The sequence below is a fragment of the Streptomyces sp. XM4193 genome, from assembly GCF_023072595.1.
Classification (GTDB): domain Bacteria; phylum Actinomycetota; class Actinomycetes; order Streptomycetales; family Streptomycetaceae; genus Streptomyces.
This window is the reverse complement of the sequence record NZ_JALLGK010000003.1, coordinates 77,135-96,051: the sequence shown is the minus strand read 5'-3', so window position 1 is coordinate 96,051 and position 18,917 is coordinate 77,135. Positions and strand designations below refer to the sequence as shown.

Here is an 18,917-nt window from a genome sequence, read left to right as displayed (position 1 = left end):
TGCTACCCCTTACAGCTTCATCAGACTGGCGTCGTCGACCGAGGCCGAGTGACGGGAGCGGTACAGCATGACGATGATCGCGAGACCCACCACGACCTCCGCGGCGGCGACGACCATGACGAAGAACGCCATGATCTGGCCGTCGAGGTTGCCGTGCATGCGGGAGAAGGCGACCAGAGTCAGGTTCGCCGCGTTCAGCATCAGCTCGATGCACATGAAGACGACGATGGCGTTCCGCCTGATCAGCACACCGAAAGCACCGATGGTGAACAGCAGAGCGGCCAGATAGAGATAGTTCACCGGGTCCACTAACGGGCCTCCTCGCCGCTCGACTGCCCGTTGTCTGATTCACCGTCACCGGGCCCCTGCCCGGGCTCGACGCGGACCTGGTCCTCGGTCGGGCTGTCCTGCTCGGCGCCCGCGCGACCCAGGTCCGTACCGCCGACGACGCCCTGGCTGCGCTGCCCGTAGCGGGGCTGGCCGTGGTAGTCGGCCGTGCGCTGCTCCAGGGCGGCGAGCTGGTTGAGCTTCTCCGGGGAGACCTCGCGGATCTGGTTCCTGGCGCGCAGCGTCGGGCTCACCGTCAGCTCGGACGGGGTGCCGTCGGGCAGCAGGCCGGGACGGTCGACCGCGTTGTGCAGCGCGTACACACCGGGGGCCGGCAGCGGCGGCAGGTGGTCGGAGCGGGTGCGCTCCTCGGCCTGCTGGCGCTGGGACTTGGCCATCTCGGTGCGCTCGCGGTGGGTCAGCAGGGTGGCGCCGACGGCCGCGATGGTCAGCAGTACGCCGGTGACCTCGAAGGCGACGACGTACTCGGTGAAGAGCCGCTCGGCGATGCTCGGGACGTTGCCGCCCTGCGCCTCGTTCGCCCGCTCGATGCCGGTGAAGGTGCCGAGCGCCGCCTGGCCGATGCCCGCGACCAGCAGGATGCCCAGGCCCAGTGCGCAGGTCGCCGCCATCAGGCGCTGACCCTTGAGGGTCTCCTTGAGGGAGTCCGCGGTGCTGACACCGACGAGCATCAGCACGAAGAGGAACAGCATCATGACCGCGCCGGTGTAGACGACGATCTGGACGACTCCCAGGAAGTACGCGCCGTTGGCGAGGTAGAAGATCGCCAGGATGACCATCGTGCCGGCCAGGCACAGCGCCGCGTGCACGGCCCGACGCAGCAGGACGGTGCCGAGAGCACCCGCCACGGCGATGCCGCCGAGCAGCCAGAACTGCACGGCCTCGGCGCTGGAGGTGGTGGAAGCCAGCGTGCTCATGCCCCGGCCTCCTTGCTCGCGACCTGCCGCTCGGCGGACCGCTCCTCGGCGGCCTCCCGGTCGGCGACGTCGTGCTGACTGCGGGCCGCGGAGTCCACGTCCGCCTCCGGGTCGGGCGTCACCTCGCCCTTGGTCAGGGCGACCTGGCGCTCGGTGCCGGGGGCGGCCTCGGTGACCAGACCGCTGTAGTAGTCCTTCTCCGTCATACCGGGGAAGATCGCGTGCGGCGAGTCGACCATGCCCTCGGTGAGCCCGACCAGCAGCTCGTCCTTGGTGTAGATCAGCGACTCGCGGGTGCGGTCGGCGAGCTCGTACTCGTTGGTCATGGTCAGTGCCCGGGTGGGGCACGCCTCGACGCAGAGTCCGCACAGGATGCAGCGCAGGTAGTTGATCTGGTAGACGCGGCCGTAGCGCTCACCGGGCGAGTAGCGCTCCTCCTCGGTGTTGTCCGCGCCCTCGACGTAGATCGCGTCGGCGGGGCAGGCCCAGGCGCACAGCTCGCAGCCGATGCACTTCTCCAACCCGTCGGGGTGACGGTTGAGTTGGTGCCTGCCGTGGAAGCGCGGCGCGGTCGGCTTCTTGTACTCGGGGTACTGCTCGGTGAGCCGCTTCTTGAACATGCCCTTGAAGGTCACGCCGAAGCCGGCAACCGGATTCTCGAAATCAGCCATCGTCGGACTCCTTGCTGGCGGCGCTCTTCGGCTCGGCGGCACCGGTTTCCGGGCCGCCCGCGGCGACGGTCACCGGCTCACGGTCCGCACGGGACCTCCTGCGCGGCACGGGTGGCAGGGTCTGCCCCGGCAGCGGCGGTACGGGGTAGCCGCCGGCCATCGGGTCGAAGGGCTTGGACCCTTCTTCCTCCTCCTCGGCCGACCGCAGCGACTCCTCGGCCTTCTCCCTGCGGTCGCGGAACAGATCGACGATGAAGGAGATGACCAGTACGCCGAGGACCGCTCCGGCGACCCAGACGATGACCTGGGTGAAGTCGTGCCCCTCGTTGCGCATGGCGCGCACGGTGGCGACGAGCATGAACCAGACCAGCGAGACCGGGATCAGGACCTTCCAGCCCAGCTTCATGAACTGGTCGTAGCGGATGCGGGGCAGGGTGCCGCGCAGCCACACGAAGAGGAAGAGGACCATCAGCAGCTTCGCGACGAACCACAGCATCGGCCACCAACCCTCGTTGGCGCCCTCCCAGAAGGTGGAGATCGGCGCGGGTGCGCGCCAGCCGCCCAGGAAGAGCGTCACCGCGAGCGCGGAGACCGTGACCATGTGGATGTACTCGGAGAGCATGAACATGGCGAACTTGATCGACGAGTACTCCGTCTGGAAACCCGCGACCAGGTCGCCCTCGGACTCCGGCATGTCGAACGGCGCGCGGTGCGCCTCGCCGACCATCGCCACCATGTAGATGAGGAAGGAGATCGGCAGCACGACGGCGAACCAGGTGTCCGCCTGCGCCCCGACGATCGTCGAGGTCGACATCGAGCCGGAGTGCAGGAAGACGGCGGCGAAGCTGAGCCCCATCGCCACCTCGTAGGAGATGATCTGGGCCGTCGCACGGACGCCGCCGAGCAGCGGGTACGTCGAGCCCGAGGCCCAACCGGCCAGCACCACGCCGTACGCGGCGATGGAGGCGGTGGCCAGGATGAAGAGGATCGCCACCGGCATGTCGGTCAGCTGGAGCGCCGTACGGGTGCCGAAGATCGACACCTGGTTGTCCGCCGGGCCGAAGGGGATCACCGCGATGGCCAGGAAGGCCGGGGCGGCGGCCAGGATCGGTGCCAGGACGTAGACGAACTTGTCCGAGCCCTTGACGATGACGTCTTCCTTCAGCATCAGCTTGATGCCGTCGGCGAGCGACTGGAGCATGCCCCAGGGACCGTGCCGGTTGGGCCCGATCCGCAGCTGCATCCAGGCGACGACCTTGCGCTCGAAGACGATGCAGACGAGCACGGTCACCATCAGGAACGCGAAGCAGAACACCGCCTTGAGGGCGATCAGCCACAGCGGGTCCGTGCCGAACATCGACAGGTCCTCCGCGGCGAGGCTCACCGCGGGGGCGTGGGGGACGGGGCTCACTCGTGCACCTCCGGCGCGTTGTCACGGATGGCCGGTGCGCTCTCGTCCGCCGGGTCGGCCGGGGCGATCCGGACCAGCTCCCCGGTCCGGGCGCCGGTGTCGGCGGTGACGCCGCGGCCCGCGGAGTTGAGCGGGAGCCAGACGACCCGGTCGGGCATCTCGGTGATCGCCAGCGGGAAGCCGGTGGTGCCCGACGGCCCGGTGACCTCCAGGAGTTCGCCGTCGGCGACGCCGATCTCCCGCGCGGTGGCCGGGGAGAGACGGGCGACCGCGGCGTGCCGGGTACCGGCGAGCGCCTCGTCGCCGTCCTGGAGGCGGCCCCGGTCGAGCAGCATCCGGTGGCCGGCGAGCAGCGCCTCGCCGACTCCCGCGGCGGGCAGTGCGACCGCCGCGGTGTCGGGACCGTCGGCGCGCCCGCCGGTCCAGCCGCCGAGGCGGTCGGACTCTGCGCGGATCGTGCGCACGTCGGGCAGGCCGAGGTGCACGTCCAGCGCGTCGGCCAGCATGTTGAGCGCGCGGGCGTCGGGAAAGACGAAGCGGCGCGTCATCTGGTCCGGCTTGATCGCCGCCTCGAACGGCCTTGCGCGGCCCTCCCAGTTGAGGAAGGTGCCGGACTTCTCCATCACCGCGGAGACCGGGAGCACGACGTCGGCGCGGTCGGTGACCTCGCTCGGCCGCTGCTCCAGGCTCACCACGAAACCGACGGACTCCAGCGCCTCGCGCGCCCTCGCCGGGTTCGGCAGGTCGATCACCTCGACGCCGCCGACGACCAGCGCGCCGAGCTCACCGGTGGCGGCGGCCTCGACGATCTGGTCCAGGTCCCGACCGGGAGTGCTCGGGAGTTCGCCCACGCCCCAGGCGGCGGCGGTCTCCTCGCGGGCCCGCGGATCGGTGTCGGGACGACCGCCGGGCAGCAGCCCGGGCAGCGCGCCCGCCTCGATCGCGGCACGGTCGCCGGCCCGGCGCGGAATCCACACCAGAGTGGCGCCGGTGGCCTGCGCGGTGCGCACCGCGGCGGTCAGACCGCCGGGCACGGCCGCCAGCCGCTCGCCGACGATCAGCAACGCCCCCTGCTCGCGCAGGGCTTCGGCGGCGCGCGCCCCGGGCCCGTCGAGCCCGCTGCCCTCGGCGAGGGCGGCCAGCCACTCGGGCTCGGTGCCCGGCGCGGCCGGCAGCAGCGTGCCGCCCGCCTTCGTCAGGCCCCGGGTGGCGTGGGTGGCGAGGGAGAAGGTGCGCTGGCCGTGCACACGGTTCGCCTTGCGCAGCCGCAGGAAGACTCCGGGCTCCTCCTCCTCGGCCTCGAAGCCGACGAGGAGCACGGCCGGGGCCTTCTCCAGCGCGCGGTGGTCGATGCCGGAGCCGTCGAGGTCCAGGCCGCGTCCCGCGATGTGCGAGGCGAGGAACCCGGCCTCCTCGGCGCTGTGCCGACGGGCGCGGAAGTCGATGTCGTTGGTGCCGAGCGCGACCCGGGCGAACTTGGCGTACGCGTAGGCGTCCTCGTACGTCAGCCGGCCGCCGGGCAGCACGCCGGTGCGTCCCTTGGCGCCGGCCAGGCCGCGGGCGGCGGCCTCCAGCGCCTCGGGCCAACTGGCCTGCTCCAGCTCGCCGTTGTCCGGGTTGCGGACCAGCGGGGTGGAGATGCGGTCGGGGCGCTGGGCGTAGCGGAAGCCGAAGCGGCCCTTGTCGCAGATCCACTCCTCGTTGACCTCGGGGTCGTCCGCCGCCAGCCGCCGCATGGTCTTGCCCCTGCGGTGGTCGGTGCGGGTGGCGCAGCCGCCCGAGCACTGCTCGCACACCGAGGGCGAGGAGACCAGGTCGAAGGGGCGCGAACGGAAGCGGTACGCCGCCGAGGTGAGCGCGCCGACCGGGCAGATCTGGATGGTGTTGCCGGAGAAGTACGACTGGAAGGGGTCGCCCTCGCCGGTGCCCACCTGCTGGAGCGCGCCGCGCTCCAGGAGTTCGATCATCGGGTCGCCGGCGATCTGGTTGGAGAAGCGGGTGCAGCGTGCGCACAGCACGCAGCGCTCGCGGTCCAGCAGCACCTGCTTGCTGATCGGCACCGGCTTCTCGAAGGTGCGCTTCTTGCCCTCGAAGCGGCTGTCCGCGTCGCCGTGCGACATGGCCTGGTTCTGGAGGGGGCACTCGCCGCCCTTGTCGCAGACCGGGCAGTCCAGCGGGTGGTTGATGAGCAGCAGCTCCATCACCCCGCGCTGGGCCTTGTCGGCGACGGGCGAGGTCAGCTGGCTGCGCACCACCATGCCCTCGGTGCAGGTGATGGTGCAGGAGGCCATCGGCTTGCGCTGGCCCTCCACCTCGACGATGCACTGGCGGCAGGCGCCGGCCGGGTCGAGGAGCGGGTGGTCGCAGAAGCGCGGGATCTCGACGCCGATGAGCTCGGCGGCCCGGATGACGAGCGTGCCCTTGGGGACGCTCACCTCCACGCCGTCGATGGTCAGCGTGACCAGGTCCTCGGGCGGTGCCGCGTCGCCTTCGCCGCCGGAAGCTTTGGCGCTGGTCGTCACAGTCACGCGTTCACCTCCAGGTGAGCGTTGTCGGAGCCGTTGTCGGCCCAGACGGTCGACTTGGCCGGGTCGAAGGGGCAGCCGCGGCCGGTGATGTGCTGCTCGTACTCCTCGCGGAAGTACTTCAGCGAGGAGAAGATCGGGCTGGCGGCGCCGTCTCCCAGCGCGCAGAACGACTTGCCGTTGATGTTGTCCGCGATGTCGTCGATCTTGTCGATGTCGGCCATCTCGGCCTTGCCGGCCTCGATGTCGCGGAGCAACTGGACGAGCCAGTAGGTGCCTTCGCGGCAGGGCGTGCACTTGCCGCAGGACTCGTGCGCGTAGAACTCCGTCCAGCGGGTGACGGCCCGCACGACGCAGGTCGTCTCGTCGAAGCACTGGAGCGCCTTGGTGCCGAGCATCGAACCGACGCCGCCGACGCCCTCGTAGTCGAGCGGCACGTCGAGGTGCTCCTCGGTGAGCATCGGGGTGGAGGAACCGCCCGGCGTCCAGAACTTCAGCCGGTGTCCGGGCCTCATCCCGCCGCTCATGTCGAGCAGTTGGCGCAGCGTGATGCCGAGCGGGGCCTCGTACTGGCCGGGCGTGGCGACGTGCCCGGACAGCGAGTAGAGCGTGAAGCCCGGGGACTTCTCGGTGCCCATCGAGCGGAACCAGTCCTTGCCCTTGTTGATCAGGGCCGGAACGGAGGCGATGGACTCGACGTTGTTGACCACCGTCGGGCAGGCGTAGAGGCCCGCGACCGCCGGGAAGGGCGGGCGGAGCCTGGGCTGGCCGCGGCGTCCCTCCAGGGAGTCCAGCAGCGCCGTCTCCTCACCGCAGATGTACGCGCCGGCGCCGGCGTGCACGGTGATGTCCAGCGGCTTGCCGCTGCCGAGCGCGTCCGGGCCGAGGTAGCCGGCCTCGTACGCCTCGCGCACCGCCTCGTGCAACCGCCGCAGCACGGGGACGACTTCACCGCGGAGGTAGATGAAGGCGTGCGAGGAGCGGATCGCGTGGCACGCGATGATCATGCCTTCGATCAGCGAGTGCGGGTTGGCGAAGAGGAGCGGGATGTCCTTGCAGGTGCCCGGCTCGGACTCGTCGGCGTTGACGACGAGGTAGTGCGGCTTGTTGTCGCCCTGCGGGATGAACTGCCACTTCATGCCGGTCGGGAAGCCGGCGCCGCCTCGGCCGCGCAGACCCGCGTCCTTGACGTAGGCGATCAGCTCGTCGGGGTCCATGGCGAGCGCCTTGGCCAGGCCCTCGTACCCCTCGTGGTTCCGGTAGGTCTCCAGCGTCCAGGAGTCGGGCGCGTCCCAGAAGGAGGAGAGGACGGGAGAGAGCAGCTTCTCCGGTGACTCGGTGGCCGTCATCGGTCCCCCTCGGTCGAGTTGCCGGTGGTGCCGGGGCCCGAGGGGTCCGACTCGGAGGTCTCCTGCGGAGCGTCGTGCGAGCTCGGGTGGCTCGACGGCGGCTGGTCGTCGGCCGGGAGGTCGACCTCGGGCACGGACTCCGCGCGCGGGCTGACCACCCTGGGCGCGCTGACCTCGCCCTTGGCCAGTCGCAGACCGGCCAGTGAGGCGGGGCCCGCGCCGCCGGTGGCCTCGACGGCGCCGGGGCGCTCGTCGGGGAAGCCGGCCAGGATGCGGGAGGTCTTCTTGAAGTCGCAGAGCGGGGCGCCGCGGGTGGGGCGCACCTCGCGCCCGGCGCGCAGGTCGTCGACGAGCTGCTTGGCGGACTCGACGGTCTGGTTGTCGAAGAACTCCCAGTTGACCATCAGCACCGGGGCGAAGTCGCACGCCGCGTTGCACTCGATGTGCTCCAGCGTGACCTTCCGGTCCTCGGTGGTCTCGCCGTTGCCGATCTCCAGGTGCTGCTGGAGCTCCTCGAAGATCGCGTCGCCGCCGAGCACCGCGCAGAGCGTGTTGGTGCAGACGCCGACCTGGTAGTCGCCGCCGGCCTTGCGCCGGTACATCGAGTAGAAGGTGGCGACCGCGGTGACCTCGGCGGTGGTGAGGTCCAGCGTCTCCGCGCAGAACCGCACACCGGTGCGGGTCACGTGGCCCTCCTCCGACTGCACCAGGTGCAGCAGCGGCAGCAGCGCGGAACGGCTGTCGGGGTAGCGGCCGACGATCTCCGCCGCGTCCGCGGCGAGGCGCTCGCGCACCTCGGCCGGGAAGTCGGGTGCGGGCAGCTGCGGCATGCCGAGGCTGACGTCCGTCATCGGTCGACACCTCCCATCACGGGGTCGATGGACGCGACGGCCACGATGACGTCGGCGACCTGGCCGCCCTCGCACATGGCCGCCATGGATTCCAGGTTGGTGAAGGAGGGGTCGCGGAAGTGGACCCGGTAGGGGCGGGTGCCGCCGTCGGAGACCATGTGCACCCCGAGTTCGCCCTTGGGCGACTCCACCGCCGTGTACGCCTGTCCCGGCGGTACCCGGAAGCCCTCGGTCACCAGCTTGAAGTGGTGGATCAGGGCCTCCATCGAGGTGCCCATGATGTTCTTGATGTGGTCGAGCGAGTTGCCCATGCCGTCCGGGCCGAGCGCCAGCTGCGCGGGCCAGGCGATCTTCTTGTCCTCGACCATCACCGGGCCGGGCTCCGCCAGGCGCTCGACGCACTGCTCGATGATCCGCAGCGACTGGTTCATCTCCTCCAGGCGCAGCAGGAAGCGGCCGTAGGAGTCGCAGGTGTCGGTGGTCGGAACCTCGAAGTCGTACGTCTCGTACCCGCAGTACGGCTGCGCCTTGCGCAGGTCGTGCGGGAGTCCCGCGGAGCGCAGGATCGGGCCGGTGGCGCCGAGTGCGACCGCGCCGGCGAGGTCGAGGTAGCCGATGTCCTGGAGCCGCGCCTTGAAGACGGGGTTGCCGGTGCAGAGCTTGTCGTACTCCGGCAGGTTCTTCTTGATCTTCTTGAGGAACTCGCGGAGCGCGTCGATGGTGCCGGGCGGCAGGTCCTGGGCGAGTCCGCCGGGCCGGATGAACGCGTGGTTCATCCGCAGGCCGGTGATCAACTCGAAGAGGTCCAGGACGAGTTCGCGGTCGCGGAAGCCGTAGATCATCACGGTGGTGGCGCCGAGCTCCATGCCACCGGTGGCGATGCACACCAGGTGGGAGGAGAGACGGTTGAGCTCCATCAGGAGCACCCGGATGACGTCGGTGCGGTCGGAGATCTGGTCCTCGATGCCGAGGAGCTTCTCCACGCCCAGGCAGTACGCCGTCTCGTTGAAGAACGGCGTGAGGTAGTCCATCCGCGTCACGAACGTGGTGCCCTGCGTCCACGTGCGGTACTCGAGGTTCTTCTCGATACCGGTGTGCAGGTAGCCGATGCCGCAGCGGGCCTCGGTGACCGTCTCGCCGTCGATCTCCAGGATCAGCCGCAGCACTCCGTGGGTGGAGGGGTGCTGGGGACCCATGTTGACGATGATCTTCTCGTCGTCGCTCTTGGCCGCGGCGGCGGCGACCTCGCCCCAGTCCCCACCGCTGACGGTGTAGACGGTGCCTTCGGTCGTCTCGCGCGCGGTCGCCTCGGAGGCGTGGATCTCCCGCTCCGAAGTGTGCGTTTCCTGTGAGGTGTTGCTCATCAGCTGTACGACCTCCGCTGATCGGGCGCCGGGATCTGGGCGCCCTTGTACTCGACCGGAATGCCACCCAGCGGGTAGTCCTTGCGCTGCGGGAAGCCCTGCCAGTCGTCGGGCATCATGATCCGGGTGAGGGCCGGGTGGCCGTCGAAGATCAGGCCGAAGAAGTCGTAGGCCTCCCGCTCGTGCCAGTCGTTGGTCGGGTAGACCGAGACGACCGAGGGGATGTGCGGATCGGCGTCCGGGGCGCTGACCTCCAGCCGGATGATCCGGTTGTGGGTCAGCGACCGCAGGTGGTAGACGGCCCGCAGCTCGCGGCCCGTGTCGCCGGGGAAGTGCACCGCGCTGACACCCGTGCAGTACTCGAAGCGCAGGGCGGGGTCGTCGCGCAGCGTCTGGCAGACGCGCACCAGGTGCTCGCGGGCGATGTGGAAGGTCAGTTCGTCGCGGTCGACGACCGTCTTCTCGATGACGCTCTCCGGCGCGACGTCCTGTTCCTCCAGGGCGCCCTCCAGCTCGTCGGCGACCTCGTCGAAGTACGAGCCGTACGGGCGGCTGCTGCCACCGGGCAGGCGCACGGTGCGCACCAGACCGCCGTAGCCGGAGGTGTCGGTGCCGTTGCGCGCGCCGAACATGCCGCGGCGCACGGCGATGACGTCGCCGAGGTCCTCGCGCTGGGCGGGCACCGTGCTCTCGGGGCTCTCGGGCTCCTGCGCGTCACCGGCGGACGGGCCGGGCGAAGAGCCCTTCTTCTCGGGCGACTTGTCCGCGCTCATCGCAGCAGCCCCTTCATCTCGATCGTCGGCAGGGCCTTCAGGGCCGCTTCCTCCGCCTCGCGGGCCGCCTGCTCGCGGTTCACGCCGAGCTTCTCCTCCTGCATCTTCTGGTGCAGCTTGAGGATGGCGTCGAGCAGCATCTCGGGGCGCGGCGGGCAACCGGGCAGGTAGATGTCGACCGGTACGACGTGGTCGACGCCCTGGACGATGGCGTAGTTGTTGAACATGCCGCCCGAGGAAGCACAAACGCCCATGGAGATGACCCACTTGGGGTTCGGCATCTGGTCGTAGACCTGCCGCAGCACGGGTGCCATCTTCTGGCTGACGCGGCCGGCCACGATCATCAGGTCCGCCTGCCGCGGGGAACCGCGGAAGACCTCCATGCCGAAGCGGGCCAGGTCGTACCTGCCCGCACCCGTGGTCATCATCTCGATGGCGCAGCAGGCGAGGCCGAAGGTCGCCGGAAAGACCGATGACTTGCGCACCCAGCCCGCGGCCTGCTCCACCGTGGTGAGCAGAAAGCCACTGGGCAGCTTCTCCTCAAGTCCCATCTGAAATCGCCTCTGCTCTCAGGTCCTGGGTGCTGTGCGTGTCGTCGCGCGCGGGGCGCGGGGGTGGCGCGCTCGGGTCAGTCCCACTCCAGACCTCCTCGCCGCCAGTCGTAGGCGTAGGCGACACCGATGAGGCCGACGAAGATCAGCATCTGCACGAGGCCGAACATCCCGAGGGCGTCGAAGTGGACGGCCCAGGGGTAGAGGAAGACGATCTCCACGTCGAAGACGATGAACAGCATCGCGGTGATGTAGTACTTCACCGGGAAGCGCCCGCCGCTCTCCGGCATGGGGGTGGGCTCGATACCGCACTCGTAAGCGTCGAGCTTGGCGCGGTTGTAGCGCTTGGGCCCGATCACCGAGGCCGCCACCACGGAGAACACCGCGAAGGCCGCACCCAGAGCTCCGAGCACGAGGATGGGGACGTACGCGTTCACCGCTCCTCGCTCCTTCCAGTCGCCGCTGACTAGTGGGTATGCGGGCCCGCTCACCGCTTCTCGCCGGGGTGGCGATACGCCAAGATCGCGCGTATGTGAGGCAGTTCACAAGCCCAATGCGCCTCGCATCCTATGCCCCGGACCTTGTGACCTGCGACACGGGGTGCAGGACTCACTTTGTGATCTCTGCCACCCGGCTTCACCTCAACTTTACTCGCGCGTAACGATCTTCATACGCAAAGCACCCAATTACTCACGGCGGGTGAGAAGTTGAGCGACCTTCCCTGGTCAGAGCGCGAATCTCCTACCTTGACTTGGTCAATACATGCAACTTTGCAATGTGAGAGAAGGCGTGTTAGGTAAGGCTTCCTTCACCTCGGCGGAGGCTTCCGCGGCGCCCCTCCGGGGAGCCGTCGAACGCCTGCTTCCGAAGTCGCGGCGCAACAGCCCGGACGCGGGGAAACGGACACAACGTCACAAGGCGTCACCGTTCGTGAATGCCCGCACATTCACGAGCAGACGAGGCACCCCGGTCGACCCGGCGCCGCGCCCCGTACTGCCTGTTGGCGACGGACCACCCGCCCCCGACTCACCCCTCCCCCCTTGCCACTCCCCTCTCCCCCTTTCCTCCTTTCGCACGTTTGCGTCGGAGCGAAGAGAGCAGGAGCACGGAAGAGCCACCGACTCACGGCACATGCCGACCGGTTGCCACGCCCGGGAACCACAGCCCCGCCGGCGGATTGGCTCAGCCCGTCGACGGTGCCGGCCGCTCCCCGGCCGCGAGATTCAGACCCGGGCGTTCAACTCCGGGCGCACCGCGGGCAGTTCGGCACCGGAAGCACCCCGCGGCGGGGATCCCGGAAGTGTCGCCGGGGTTCCTGCGGGCCGAACGAGCCGGGAGCGAAGAGGGGCAAAACGCCCCACAGTGTGCGCCTGAAATGCCCCTGGATGCGGCCTTTCTGACTCACTGAGAGATTTGCACAGCCGTCGGTGTCACCCGGAATGTGACCTGTGGCACACCTCGACCTCGCCGGCAACCGTCGTGCTGGCGTTACCGGGCCGAGACATGCTAGGCCGGTCGCGCGAGCCGACATATCGGGCAACTGCATGGTCACAGGACCGTAGTTGGACATTGATCAGGTAAAGCTGACGACGTGACGGATACTCAAACACCCCATATCGGACGGCGGCACGCCCGTTGTGGCGCAAACCACCTTGCTTGAGCGGAACGTTCTCCCCCTGGTAGCCAGGACCCCATGTCCTCGAACGCTCATATACGCCGCCACCGGAAACCCCGTGTTTCCTCCCGGAACTCGCTCCTCACCGCGGGTGTTGCCGGTGGCGTCTTCACGACCCTCGCGGTGACCGGCGCATCCGCCCCCGTCGCCGCCGAGAGCGGCGACCACGCCGACACCGCCGAGCTGCCCACGCTCGGCTCCCAGGTCTCCACCGGCACCAACCAGGCGGTCTACGCGACGCAGAGCATCGCGGTCCAGTACGAGCTGGACGCCGCCAAGGCGGACGCCCAGCAGGCCGCGCAGAAGACCGCCGCCAAGGCCAAGAAGGCCGAGGAGGCGAAGAAGGAAGCCGCCAGGCAGGCAGCCGAGGAGGCAGCCGCCGAGCGCGAGGCCGAACTGCGGTCCGCCCGCAGCGCCGAGCGCACCGCCCCGGACGGCCAGGGAGGCGGCTCCTCGGACGCCGCCCCGTCCGCCCCGGCGAGCGGAACCGCCGCCGCCGTCGCCAACTTCGCCCGCGCGCAGGTCGGCAAGGCGTACGTGATGGGCTCCACCGGCCCCAACGCCTACGACTGCTCCGGACTCACCACCGCCGCCCTCAAGCAGGCGGGCGTCAGCCTGCCGCGCACCTCGCAGGCCCAGTCCTCGGCCGGCACCGAGGTCGGCCTCGGCAACCTCCAGCCCGGTGACGTCCTGTACTGGGGCGGCAAGGGCAGCGCCACCCATGTGGCCATCTATGTCGGCGACGGCCAGTACGTCGGCGCCCAGAACCCCAGCTCCGGCGTCGCCATGCACCCGCTCAACTGGGGCGGCACCCCCTCGGGCGCGGTCCGCTTCCTCTGAGCGGCGCTTCCTCCGGCCGGCACTCCTCCGGTCGGCACTGAGCAGCGCAGCCTCTGAGCGGCGCAGCTCCGAGCGCAGCCGTGCCTCAGGCCCTCGTCGGGAAACCGGCGGGGGCCTGAGGCGTTGCCGGGCCCGAGCGCCGACTCAGACTGCACCGGCCCGACCGCCGCGCCGACCGCCGCGCCCCGAGCGCCCGTTCACCGGGCGCCGCGCCTCGGACGACGTACGCCGTGCCCGTACGGCGACGCGGCGGCCCGTACGCTCCGACGCCAGGTGCCGACCCGCCGGGGACGCCGAACGGCGCCGTCCGTGCGGGCACGGGACGACGCCGCGGGTCGGGCGGGGGCGAGGGGCGTCAGGCCTTGGGGGCCAGCTTCGTCAGCCCGTTGATGACGCGGTCCATCGCGTCGCCGCCGGTGGGGTCGGTGAGGTTGGCCAGCATCTTCAGGGTGAAGCGCATCAGCATCGGATGGGTCAGCCCGCGCTCGGTCGCCAGCTTCATGATCTTCGGGTTGCCGATGAGCTTCACGAAGACGCGGCCCATCGTGTAGTAGCCGCCGTAGGTGTCCTTGAGGACCTTCGGGTAGCGCTGCATGGCCAGTTCGCGCTGGGCCGGGGTCTGCCGCGCCTGCGCCTGGACGATGACCTCGGCCGCGATCTGGCCGGACTCCATGGCGTAGGCGATGCCCTCGCCGTTGAAGGGGTTGACCAGCCCGCCGGCGTCGCCGACCAGCAGCAGACCGCGGGTGTAGTGCGGCTGCCGGTTGAACGCCATCGGCAGCGCGGCGCCACGGATCGGCATGGTCATGTTCTCCGGGGTGAAGCCCCACTCCTCGGGCATCGAGGCGCACCAGGCCTTGAGCACCTCGCGCCAGTCCAACTCCTTGTACGCCTTGGAGCTGTTGAGGATGCCCAGGCCCACGTTGGAGGTGCCGTCGCCCATGCCGAAGACCCAGCCGTAGCCGGGCAGCAGCTTGTTCTCGCCGCCGCGCTTGTCCCACAGCTCCAGCCACGACTCCAGATAGTCGTCGTCGTGGCGGGGCGAGGTGAAGTAGGTGCGCACGGCGACGCCCATCGGGCGGTCCTCGCGCCGGTGCAGGCCCATCTTCAGCGACAGCCGCGTGGAGTTGCCGTCGGCGGCGACGACCAGCGGGGCGTGGAAGGTGGTCGGGGTGCGCTCCTCGCCGAGCTTGGCGTGCACACCGGTGATGCGGCCCGTACGATCCAGGATCGGCTCCTGGACGTTGCAGCGCTCGTACATCCGGGCGCCGGCCTTCTGCGCCGCGCGGGCGAGCTGCTCGTCGAAGTCGTCGCGCTTGCGGACCAGTCCGTAGTTCGGGTACGCGGCCAACTCGGGCCAGTCGAGCTGGAGTCGGTGGCCGCCGCCGATGATGCGCAGTCCCTTGTTGCGCAGCCAGCCGGCTTCCTCGGAGATGTCGATGCCCATCGACACCAGCTGCTTGGTCGCGCGCGGGGTGAGCCCGTCGCCGCAGACCTTCTCCCGGGGGAAGGCGGTCTTCTCCAGCAGCAGGACGTCGAGTCCCGAGCGCGCCAGGTGGTACGCCGCGGCGGACCCACCAGGCCCGGCCCCGACGACGATCACATCGGCGTGCTGCTCAGAGGCTGGTTTCGTGAGGGGCTCCGCCACGAGGACTCCCGCGAGATAGAGGCGCTGGACGTCTGAAGTCTAGAGGGGCGCCGCGCGGGTCATGGGCTCAGGTCCGCCCCGGCAGGGCGCGGCGCACCCCGCCCGCGGGTGGTGGCCGACGGCGGGCCCCGCCGGAGGAGTGGCCCGGCCGACTGTGGGTAGTCGTCGCCCACTGATCGCGGCAATTCGCCAGGAACTGGGTGGACATGAGAATCGAGACACGTCACAAGCCGTCCTTCGCGGTGGCCCGGGTGCATCTGGACGCCGGGGAATCCATACGCGGCGAGTCGGGCGCGATGATGGCGACCTCCGACGGGATCGAGGTCGAGGCGAAGGCCGAGGGCGGGCTGTTCAAGGGGCTCAAGCGCAGCATGCTCGGCGGGGAGTCCCTGTTCATCACCCGCTTCACGGCAGGGCCGCAGGGTGGCTGGGTCGATCTCGCGTCGCAGCTGCCGGGCGATCTGATCTCGCTCGACGTCGACGGCAGCGTCAACCTCTCGCGAGGCTCCTGGCTGTCCTCCTCCGACGGCATCGAACTCGACACCCGCTGGGGCGGATTCAAGAACCTCGCCGGCGGAGAGGGCGGCTTCCTCGTGCACGGCGAGGGCCGGGGCCAGGTGCTCGCGGCCTGCTACGGCGCGGTGGACCAGATCGAACTGGCGGCCGGCGAGCGGATTGTCCTGGACTCCGGCCACCTCGTCGCCTTCGACGACAGCGTCTCGTACACCACCCGCAAGGTGGCCGGCGGCGTGATGCAGACCCTGAAGTCCGGGGAGGGGCTGGTCTTCGAGTTCACCGGTCCCGGACTGCTGTGGTCCCAGAGCCGCGACCCCCGTGCGCTGCTCGCCTGGCTCGCCGGGGCCCTGCCCGCCCGGGGCTGAGGACCGGGCGAGGACGGGCGGGAAGGCGGAGACGCGGGCTGGGCGGGGAGGCGGAGACGGGGGCCGGGCGCGGGGGCGGCCTTGAGTCGGGGCGGCCGTGAGCCGGGGCGGGCGTCAGTCCGGGCGGTGACCGCGGTGCAGCGCGACGATGCCGCCGGAGAGGTTGCGCCAGGCGACCCGCTGCCAGCCCGCGTGCTGCAACCGCCCCGCCAGCGCGGGCTGGTCGGGCCAGCTGCGCACGGACTCGGCGAGGTAGACGTAGGCGTCCGGGTTGCTGCACACCGTGCGTGCCAGCGGCGGCAGCGCGCGCATCAGGTACTCGGTGTACACGGTGCGGAACGGCTTCCAGACCGGCTGGCTGAACTCGCAGATCACCACCCGCCCGCCCGGCTTGGTGACCCGCAGCAGCTCGGCGAGTGCGAGGTCGACGTCCTGGAAGTTGCGCAGCCCGAAGGAGTTGGTGACCACGTCGAACGTGCCGTCGGCGAAGGGGAGTCGGGTGCCGTCGCCGGCGACGAAGGGCAGCTGCGGATTCCTGCGCTGCCCCTCCTGCAGCATCCCGAGCGAGAAGTCGCAGGCCACGGTGTACGCGCCGTCGGCCGCGTAGGGCAGCGCGGAGGTGCCCGTACCGGCGGCCAGGTCCAGCACCCGCTCGCCCGGGCGGGCGTCCACGGCACGGGCGACGGCTCGGCGCCAGAGCCGGGCCTGGCCGAGGGAGAGCACGTCGTTCGTCAGGTCGTACCGGGCCGCGACATCGTCGAACATCGACGCGACCTCGTGCGGCTGCTTGTCCAGCGAAGCGCGAGTCATCTCCCCATTCTCCTCACCGCCCCGGCGGGCGGCGCACCACCCCCGCCGCCGCGTGCCGCGCCTCACCGCTGCCGACGGCGGTGCGCGGCGACCCGGGTCCGGGTCGCGCAGCCGGTCGAGCAGTAGCGGCGCGCGCTGCCCGGCCCGGTGTCCAGGAAGAGCGTGCGGCAGCCGGACGCGGCGCACTCCCCCCAGGCGACGCGTCCGCGCTCGGTGAGCAGTTGGGCCAGCGCCAGCGCGCCGGAGGCCAGGAACCACTCGCCCCAGCCGGCCTGCTCGCCACGGTCGACGTGCAGATGCCAGGGGTGGCCGTCGTGGCGGGAGAGCCGGGGCGGGGCGCCGTGGCGCGCGAGCAGTTCGTTGAGCGCTTCGGCGACGCGGTCGGGGTCGCGCTCGGCGAGTACGTCGGCCAACGTGCGGGCGGCGTCCCGGAGTTCGTCGGCGTCCGCCTCGCTGAAGGCGTCGGCGCGGACGTCGGCGGCGCGTTCGCCGTGCCGCACCAGCAGCGCGGCCAGCTCCGCACGCGAAAGCAGGGGCGAACGGCGTACGGCGTTGGCGGCCTCGACCAGCCGCTCGGCGGGACGGAACCCCCGCGGCCCGTCGTCGGCCGGTCGGTCCGGCTGCTGCGGCACGGTGCCTCTCCTCCTCGCTGTGCCCGGCCCGTTCGGCGAGAGCCGGGTCGGGCGGCGGGCAGCACGGTGTAACGTCTTGTGATGTTAAGGCATTACACGACGTACGGGCCATGGCGGCGCGGGACGCGACCGGCACGGGCGCGGGGCGCGGTCCGGACGGCGCGGAGCGGTCCGGCGGCTGGACGGAACCGGGCGAGATGCACGGGGAGGGCGGCAGTGCACCGAGAGCAGGCGGTTGGGTTGCGCGGCTGTCTGGCGACCGCGCTGCTCGCCAGGTCCGCGGACGAGGGCGTCGCCGTCGCGGTGGTGCTGCTGGCGCTGCACCGCACAGGTGGAGCGGCCGAGGGCGCGTTCGTCCTCACCGCCTGGATGGCGCCGCATGTCGTGGCCGCCCCGCTCGCAGGCGCACTGCTCGCGCGCGCCCGACGGGTACGACGCTGGTACGTCGCCGCGCTGGGCGGCTTCGCCGCGGCCATCGCGGTGCTCGCGGCCTGCCTGGGGCAGGTCCCGGCACCGCTGACGCTCGCGGTGGCCGCGCTCGGCGGCGCGTGCGGACCGGTGGTCTCCGGCGGGCTGTCCAGCCTGCTGGCCGACCTCGTCCCGCCCGAACGCCTGGGCAGGGCCTACGGTCTGGACGCCGCCGTGTACAACGCGGCCTCTGTCGGCGGACCGGCGGCGGCCACCGTGGTCGCGGTGACCTCCTCCCCCGCGTACGCGCTGGTCGCCCTCGCCGGCTCGGCGGCGCTGGCGGCACTGCTCGCCCTGCGCCTGCCCGCCCGACGACCACCGCTCGTCCCACACCCGACCGCACAGCCGACCGGCAGCCGCACGACGACCGGCGGACGCGCCACGGACGGCGAGGACGGGCCGGACAGCGGACGCGGCACGGACGGCGAGGACGGGCCGGACAGCGTACGCGCCACGGACAGCAGACGCGCCACGGACAGCGAGGCCGGGCAGCGAGTTCCCTCCTTCCGGGCCGATCTGGTCGCCGGGCTGCTGGCCGTCCTGCGGATTCCCCAGCTGCGCGCGATCACCACCAGCACCACGCTGGCCTTCGTCGGACTCGGCGGGCTTGGCACCACCGCCGTACTGCTGGCGGAGAGCCGGGGCTCCCCCGGTGCGGGCGGCCTGCTGGTCACGGCGTTCGCGGTCGGCGCGCTGCTCGGCTCACTGGCCTGCGCACGCTGGTGGCCGCGGGCGCCCGCACCCGCGCTGGCCTCCTGGAGTCTGCTGGGACTCGGACTGGCGCTCGCCGCCGCCTCGTTCACCTCGCACTGGGCGCAGTGCGTCGCACTCTTCGCGGCAGCCGGTACGGCCGAGGGCCCGCTGCTCGGCGCCACGCTGCGCATCCGCGCCGACCATTCGCCGGCCCGGTTGCGCGCCCAGGTCTTCACCACCGCCGCCGGGCTGAAGATCTCCGCCGCCGCGGCCGGGGCGGCACTGGTGGGCGTCGCGGCGGGCAGCGTCTCCCCCGGCACGCTGCTGCTGTGTCTCGCCGCCACCCAGCTCGCAGCCGTACCGCTGGGACTGCTCGCCGGCCGCGGGCACCGCCCCGCCCGATGAGGAACGCCGCGCGAGCCGGGCCGCGCAAGCCCTGCACGAGCGACGCGGCACCGCACCGACGACCCCGCACCTCCCGCGCACACGGGCCGCCGGCACGGCGTCGGC

17 protein-coding genes are annotated in these 18,917 nt (G+C 71.1%); 3 read left to right on the top strand and 14 right to left on the bottom strand.

From position 1 onward, the window contains the following. Positions 1–9 precede the first annotated feature (9 nt). The 11 genes from nuoK to MTQ01_RS11555 all read right to left on the bottom strand — a co-directional run bounded on the left by nuoK (position 10) and on the right by MTQ01_RS11555 (position 11,197). Positions 10–309 carry an NADH-quinone oxidoreductase subunit NuoK gene (gene nuoK / locus MTQ01_RS11605; RefSeq protein WP_211040491.1) on the bottom strand — a complete coding sequence of 100 codons (300 nt, stop codon included), beginning with the start codon at positions 307–309 and terminating at the stop codon, positions 10–12. Further along, a complete protein-coding gene (locus tag MTQ01_RS11600) occupies positions 309–1,265 on the bottom strand; it encodes an NADH-quinone oxidoreductase subunit J (protein WP_247489387.1) in 957 nt (318 codons plus the stop codon). Before MTQ01_RS11600 ends, nuoK begins: the two co-directional genes overlap by 1 nt. Then, complete coding sequence (nuoI, locus tag MTQ01_RS11595; protein ID WP_247489385.1) at positions 1,262–1,936, bottom strand: NADH-quinone oxidoreductase subunit NuoI; 675 nt, start codon at positions 1,934–1,936, stop codon at positions 1,262–1,264. Before nuoI ends, MTQ01_RS11600 begins: the two co-directional genes overlap by 4 nt. Beyond that, on the bottom strand, positions 1,929–3,293 hold the full coding sequence (nuoH, locus tag MTQ01_RS11590) for an NADH-quinone oxidoreductase subunit NuoH (RefSeq protein WP_247489990.1): 1,365 nt from the start codon (positions 3,291–3,293) through the stop codon (positions 1,929–1,931). The genes nuoI and nuoH overlap by 8 nt, the downstream gene beginning before the upstream one ends. A 50-nt stretch (positions 3,294–3,343) precedes the next feature. Next, positions 3,344–5,875, bottom strand: a complete 2,532-nt coding sequence (locus MTQ01_RS11585; protein WP_247489383.1) for an NADH-quinone oxidoreductase subunit G — start codon at positions 5,873–5,875, stop codon at positions 3,344–3,346. Then, a complete protein-coding gene (gene nuoF / locus MTQ01_RS11580; protein WP_247489381.1) occupies positions 5,872–7,221 on the bottom strand; it encodes an NADH-quinone oxidoreductase subunit NuoF in 1,350 nt (449 codons plus the stop codon). Before nuoF ends, MTQ01_RS11585 begins: the two co-directional genes overlap by 4 nt. Continuing rightward, the gene (gene nuoE, locus MTQ01_RS11575) at positions 7,218–8,072 is read right to left on the bottom strand and encodes an NADH-quinone oxidoreductase subunit NuoE (RefSeq protein ID WP_247489380.1); all 855 of its coding nucleotides are present in this window, start codon (positions 8,070–8,072) and stop codon (positions 7,218–7,220) included. Before nuoE ends, nuoF begins: the two co-directional genes overlap by 4 nt. Further along, positions 8,069–9,436, bottom strand: a complete 1,368-nt coding sequence (locus MTQ01_RS11570; protein WP_247489377.1) for an NADH-quinone oxidoreductase subunit D — start codon at positions 9,434–9,436, stop codon at positions 8,069–8,071. The genes nuoE and MTQ01_RS11570 overlap by 4 nt, the downstream gene beginning before the upstream one ends. Then, the gene (locus MTQ01_RS11565) at positions 9,436–10,209 is read right to left on the bottom strand and encodes an NADH-quinone oxidoreductase subunit C (protein ID WP_247489375.1); all 774 of its coding nucleotides are present in this window, start codon (positions 10,207–10,209) and stop codon (positions 9,436–9,438) included. Before MTQ01_RS11565 ends, MTQ01_RS11570 begins: the two co-directional genes overlap by 1 nt. Then, the gene (locus MTQ01_RS11560) at positions 10,206–10,760 is read right to left on the bottom strand and encodes an NADH-quinone oxidoreductase subunit B family protein (RefSeq protein ID WP_211040499.1); all 555 of its coding nucleotides are present in this window, start codon (positions 10,758–10,760) and stop codon (positions 10,206–10,208) included. The genes MTQ01_RS11565 and MTQ01_RS11560 overlap by 4 nt, the downstream gene beginning before the upstream one ends. Before the next feature lie 77 nt (positions 10,761–10,837). Continuing rightward, positions 10,838–11,197: an NADH-quinone oxidoreductase subunit A gene (locus tag MTQ01_RS11555; protein WP_211040500.1), complete on the bottom strand. Its 360-nt coding sequence runs from the start codon at positions 11,195–11,197 to the stop codon at positions 10,838–10,840. A gap of 1,256 nt (positions 11,198–12,453) precedes the next feature. On the opposite strand from MTQ01_RS11555, the gene MTQ01_RS11550 reads away from it, so the two are divergent. Continuing rightward, entirely contained in the window at positions 12,454–13,275 is an 822-nt protein-coding gene (locus MTQ01_RS11550) for a C40 family peptidase (protein ID WP_247489373.1), read from the top strand. A gap of 355 nt (positions 13,276–13,630) precedes the next feature. Here the strand turns inward: MTQ01_RS11550 and MTQ01_RS11545 are convergent, their stop codons facing one another. After that, positions 13,631–14,923: a geranylgeranyl reductase family protein gene (locus MTQ01_RS11545; protein WP_247489371.1), complete on the bottom strand. Its 1,293-nt coding sequence runs from the start codon at positions 14,921–14,923 to the stop codon at positions 13,631–13,633. A 206-nt stretch (positions 14,924–15,129) separates the two neighbouring features. On the opposite strand from MTQ01_RS11545, the gene MTQ01_RS11540 reads away from it, so the two are divergent. Next, positions 15,130–15,804: a TIGR00266 family protein gene (locus tag MTQ01_RS11540; protein WP_247489368.1), complete on the top strand. Its 675-nt coding sequence runs from the start codon at positions 15,130–15,132 to the stop codon at positions 15,802–15,804. Between the two features lie 114 nt (positions 15,805–15,918). On the opposite strand, the gene MTQ01_RS11535 is transcribed toward MTQ01_RS11540, so the two are convergent. Next, on the bottom strand, positions 15,919–16,614 hold the full coding sequence (locus tag MTQ01_RS11535) for a demethylmenaquinone methyltransferase (protein ID WP_247489367.1): 696 nt from the start codon (positions 16,612–16,614) through the stop codon (positions 15,919–15,921). 62 nt (positions 16,615–16,676) lie between these two features. Next, entirely contained in the window at positions 16,677–17,246 is a 570-nt protein-coding gene (locus MTQ01_RS11530; protein WP_247489365.1) for a CGNR zinc finger domain-containing protein, read from the bottom strand. A gap of 216 nt (positions 17,247–17,462) precedes the next feature. Here MTQ01_RS11530 and MTQ01_RS11525 point away from each other — a divergent pair, with 216 nt between their 5' ends. Then, on the top strand, positions 17,463–18,812 hold the full coding sequence (locus tag MTQ01_RS11525; RefSeq protein ID WP_247489363.1) for an MFS transporter: 1,350 nt from the start codon (positions 17,463–17,465) through the stop codon (positions 18,810–18,812). Positions 18,813–18,917: the final 105 nt, after the last annotated feature.

Coding starts and splice junctions, on each gene's coding strand:
- nuoF (WP_247489381.1), bottom strand. CDS start 7,221: ATGACGGCCACCGAGTCACCGGAGAAGCTGCTCTCTCCCGTCCTCTCC.
- nuoI (WP_247489385.1), bottom strand. CDS start 1,936: ATGGCTGATTTCGAGAATCCGGTTGCCGGCTTCGGCGTGACCTTCAAG.
- MTQ01_RS11565 (WP_247489375.1), bottom strand. CDS start 10,209: ATGAGCGCGGACAAGTCGCCCGAGAAGAAGGGCTCTTCGCCCGGCCCG.
- MTQ01_RS11535 (WP_247489367.1), bottom strand. CDS start 16,614: ATGACTCGCGCTTCGCTGGACAAGCAGCCGCACGAGGTCGCGTCGATG.
- nuoH (WP_247489990.1), bottom strand. CDS start 3,293: ATGTTCGGCACGGACCCGCTGTGGCTGATCGCCCTCAAGGCGGTGTTC.
- MTQ01_RS11540 (WP_247489368.1), top strand. CDS start 15,130: ATGAGAATCGAGACACGTCACAAGCCGTCCTTCGCGGTGGCCCGGGTG.
- nuoE (WP_247489380.1), bottom strand. CDS start 8,072: ATGACGGACGTCAGCCTCGGCATGCCGCAGCTGCCCGCACCCGACTTC.
- MTQ01_RS11570 (WP_247489377.1), bottom strand. CDS start 9,436: ATGAGCAACACCTCACAGGAAACGCACACTTCGGAGCGGGAGATCCAC.
- MTQ01_RS11560 (WP_211040499.1), bottom strand. CDS start 10,760: ATGGGACTTGAGGAGAAGCTGCCCAGTGGCTTTCTGCTCACCACGGTG.
- MTQ01_RS11600 (WP_247489387.1), bottom strand. CDS start 1,265: ATGAGCACGCTGGCTTCCACCACCTCCAGCGCCGAGGCCGTGCAGTTC.
- MTQ01_RS11550 (WP_247489373.1), top strand. CDS start 12,454: ATGTCCTCGAACGCTCATATACGCCGCCACCGGAAACCCCGTGTTTCC.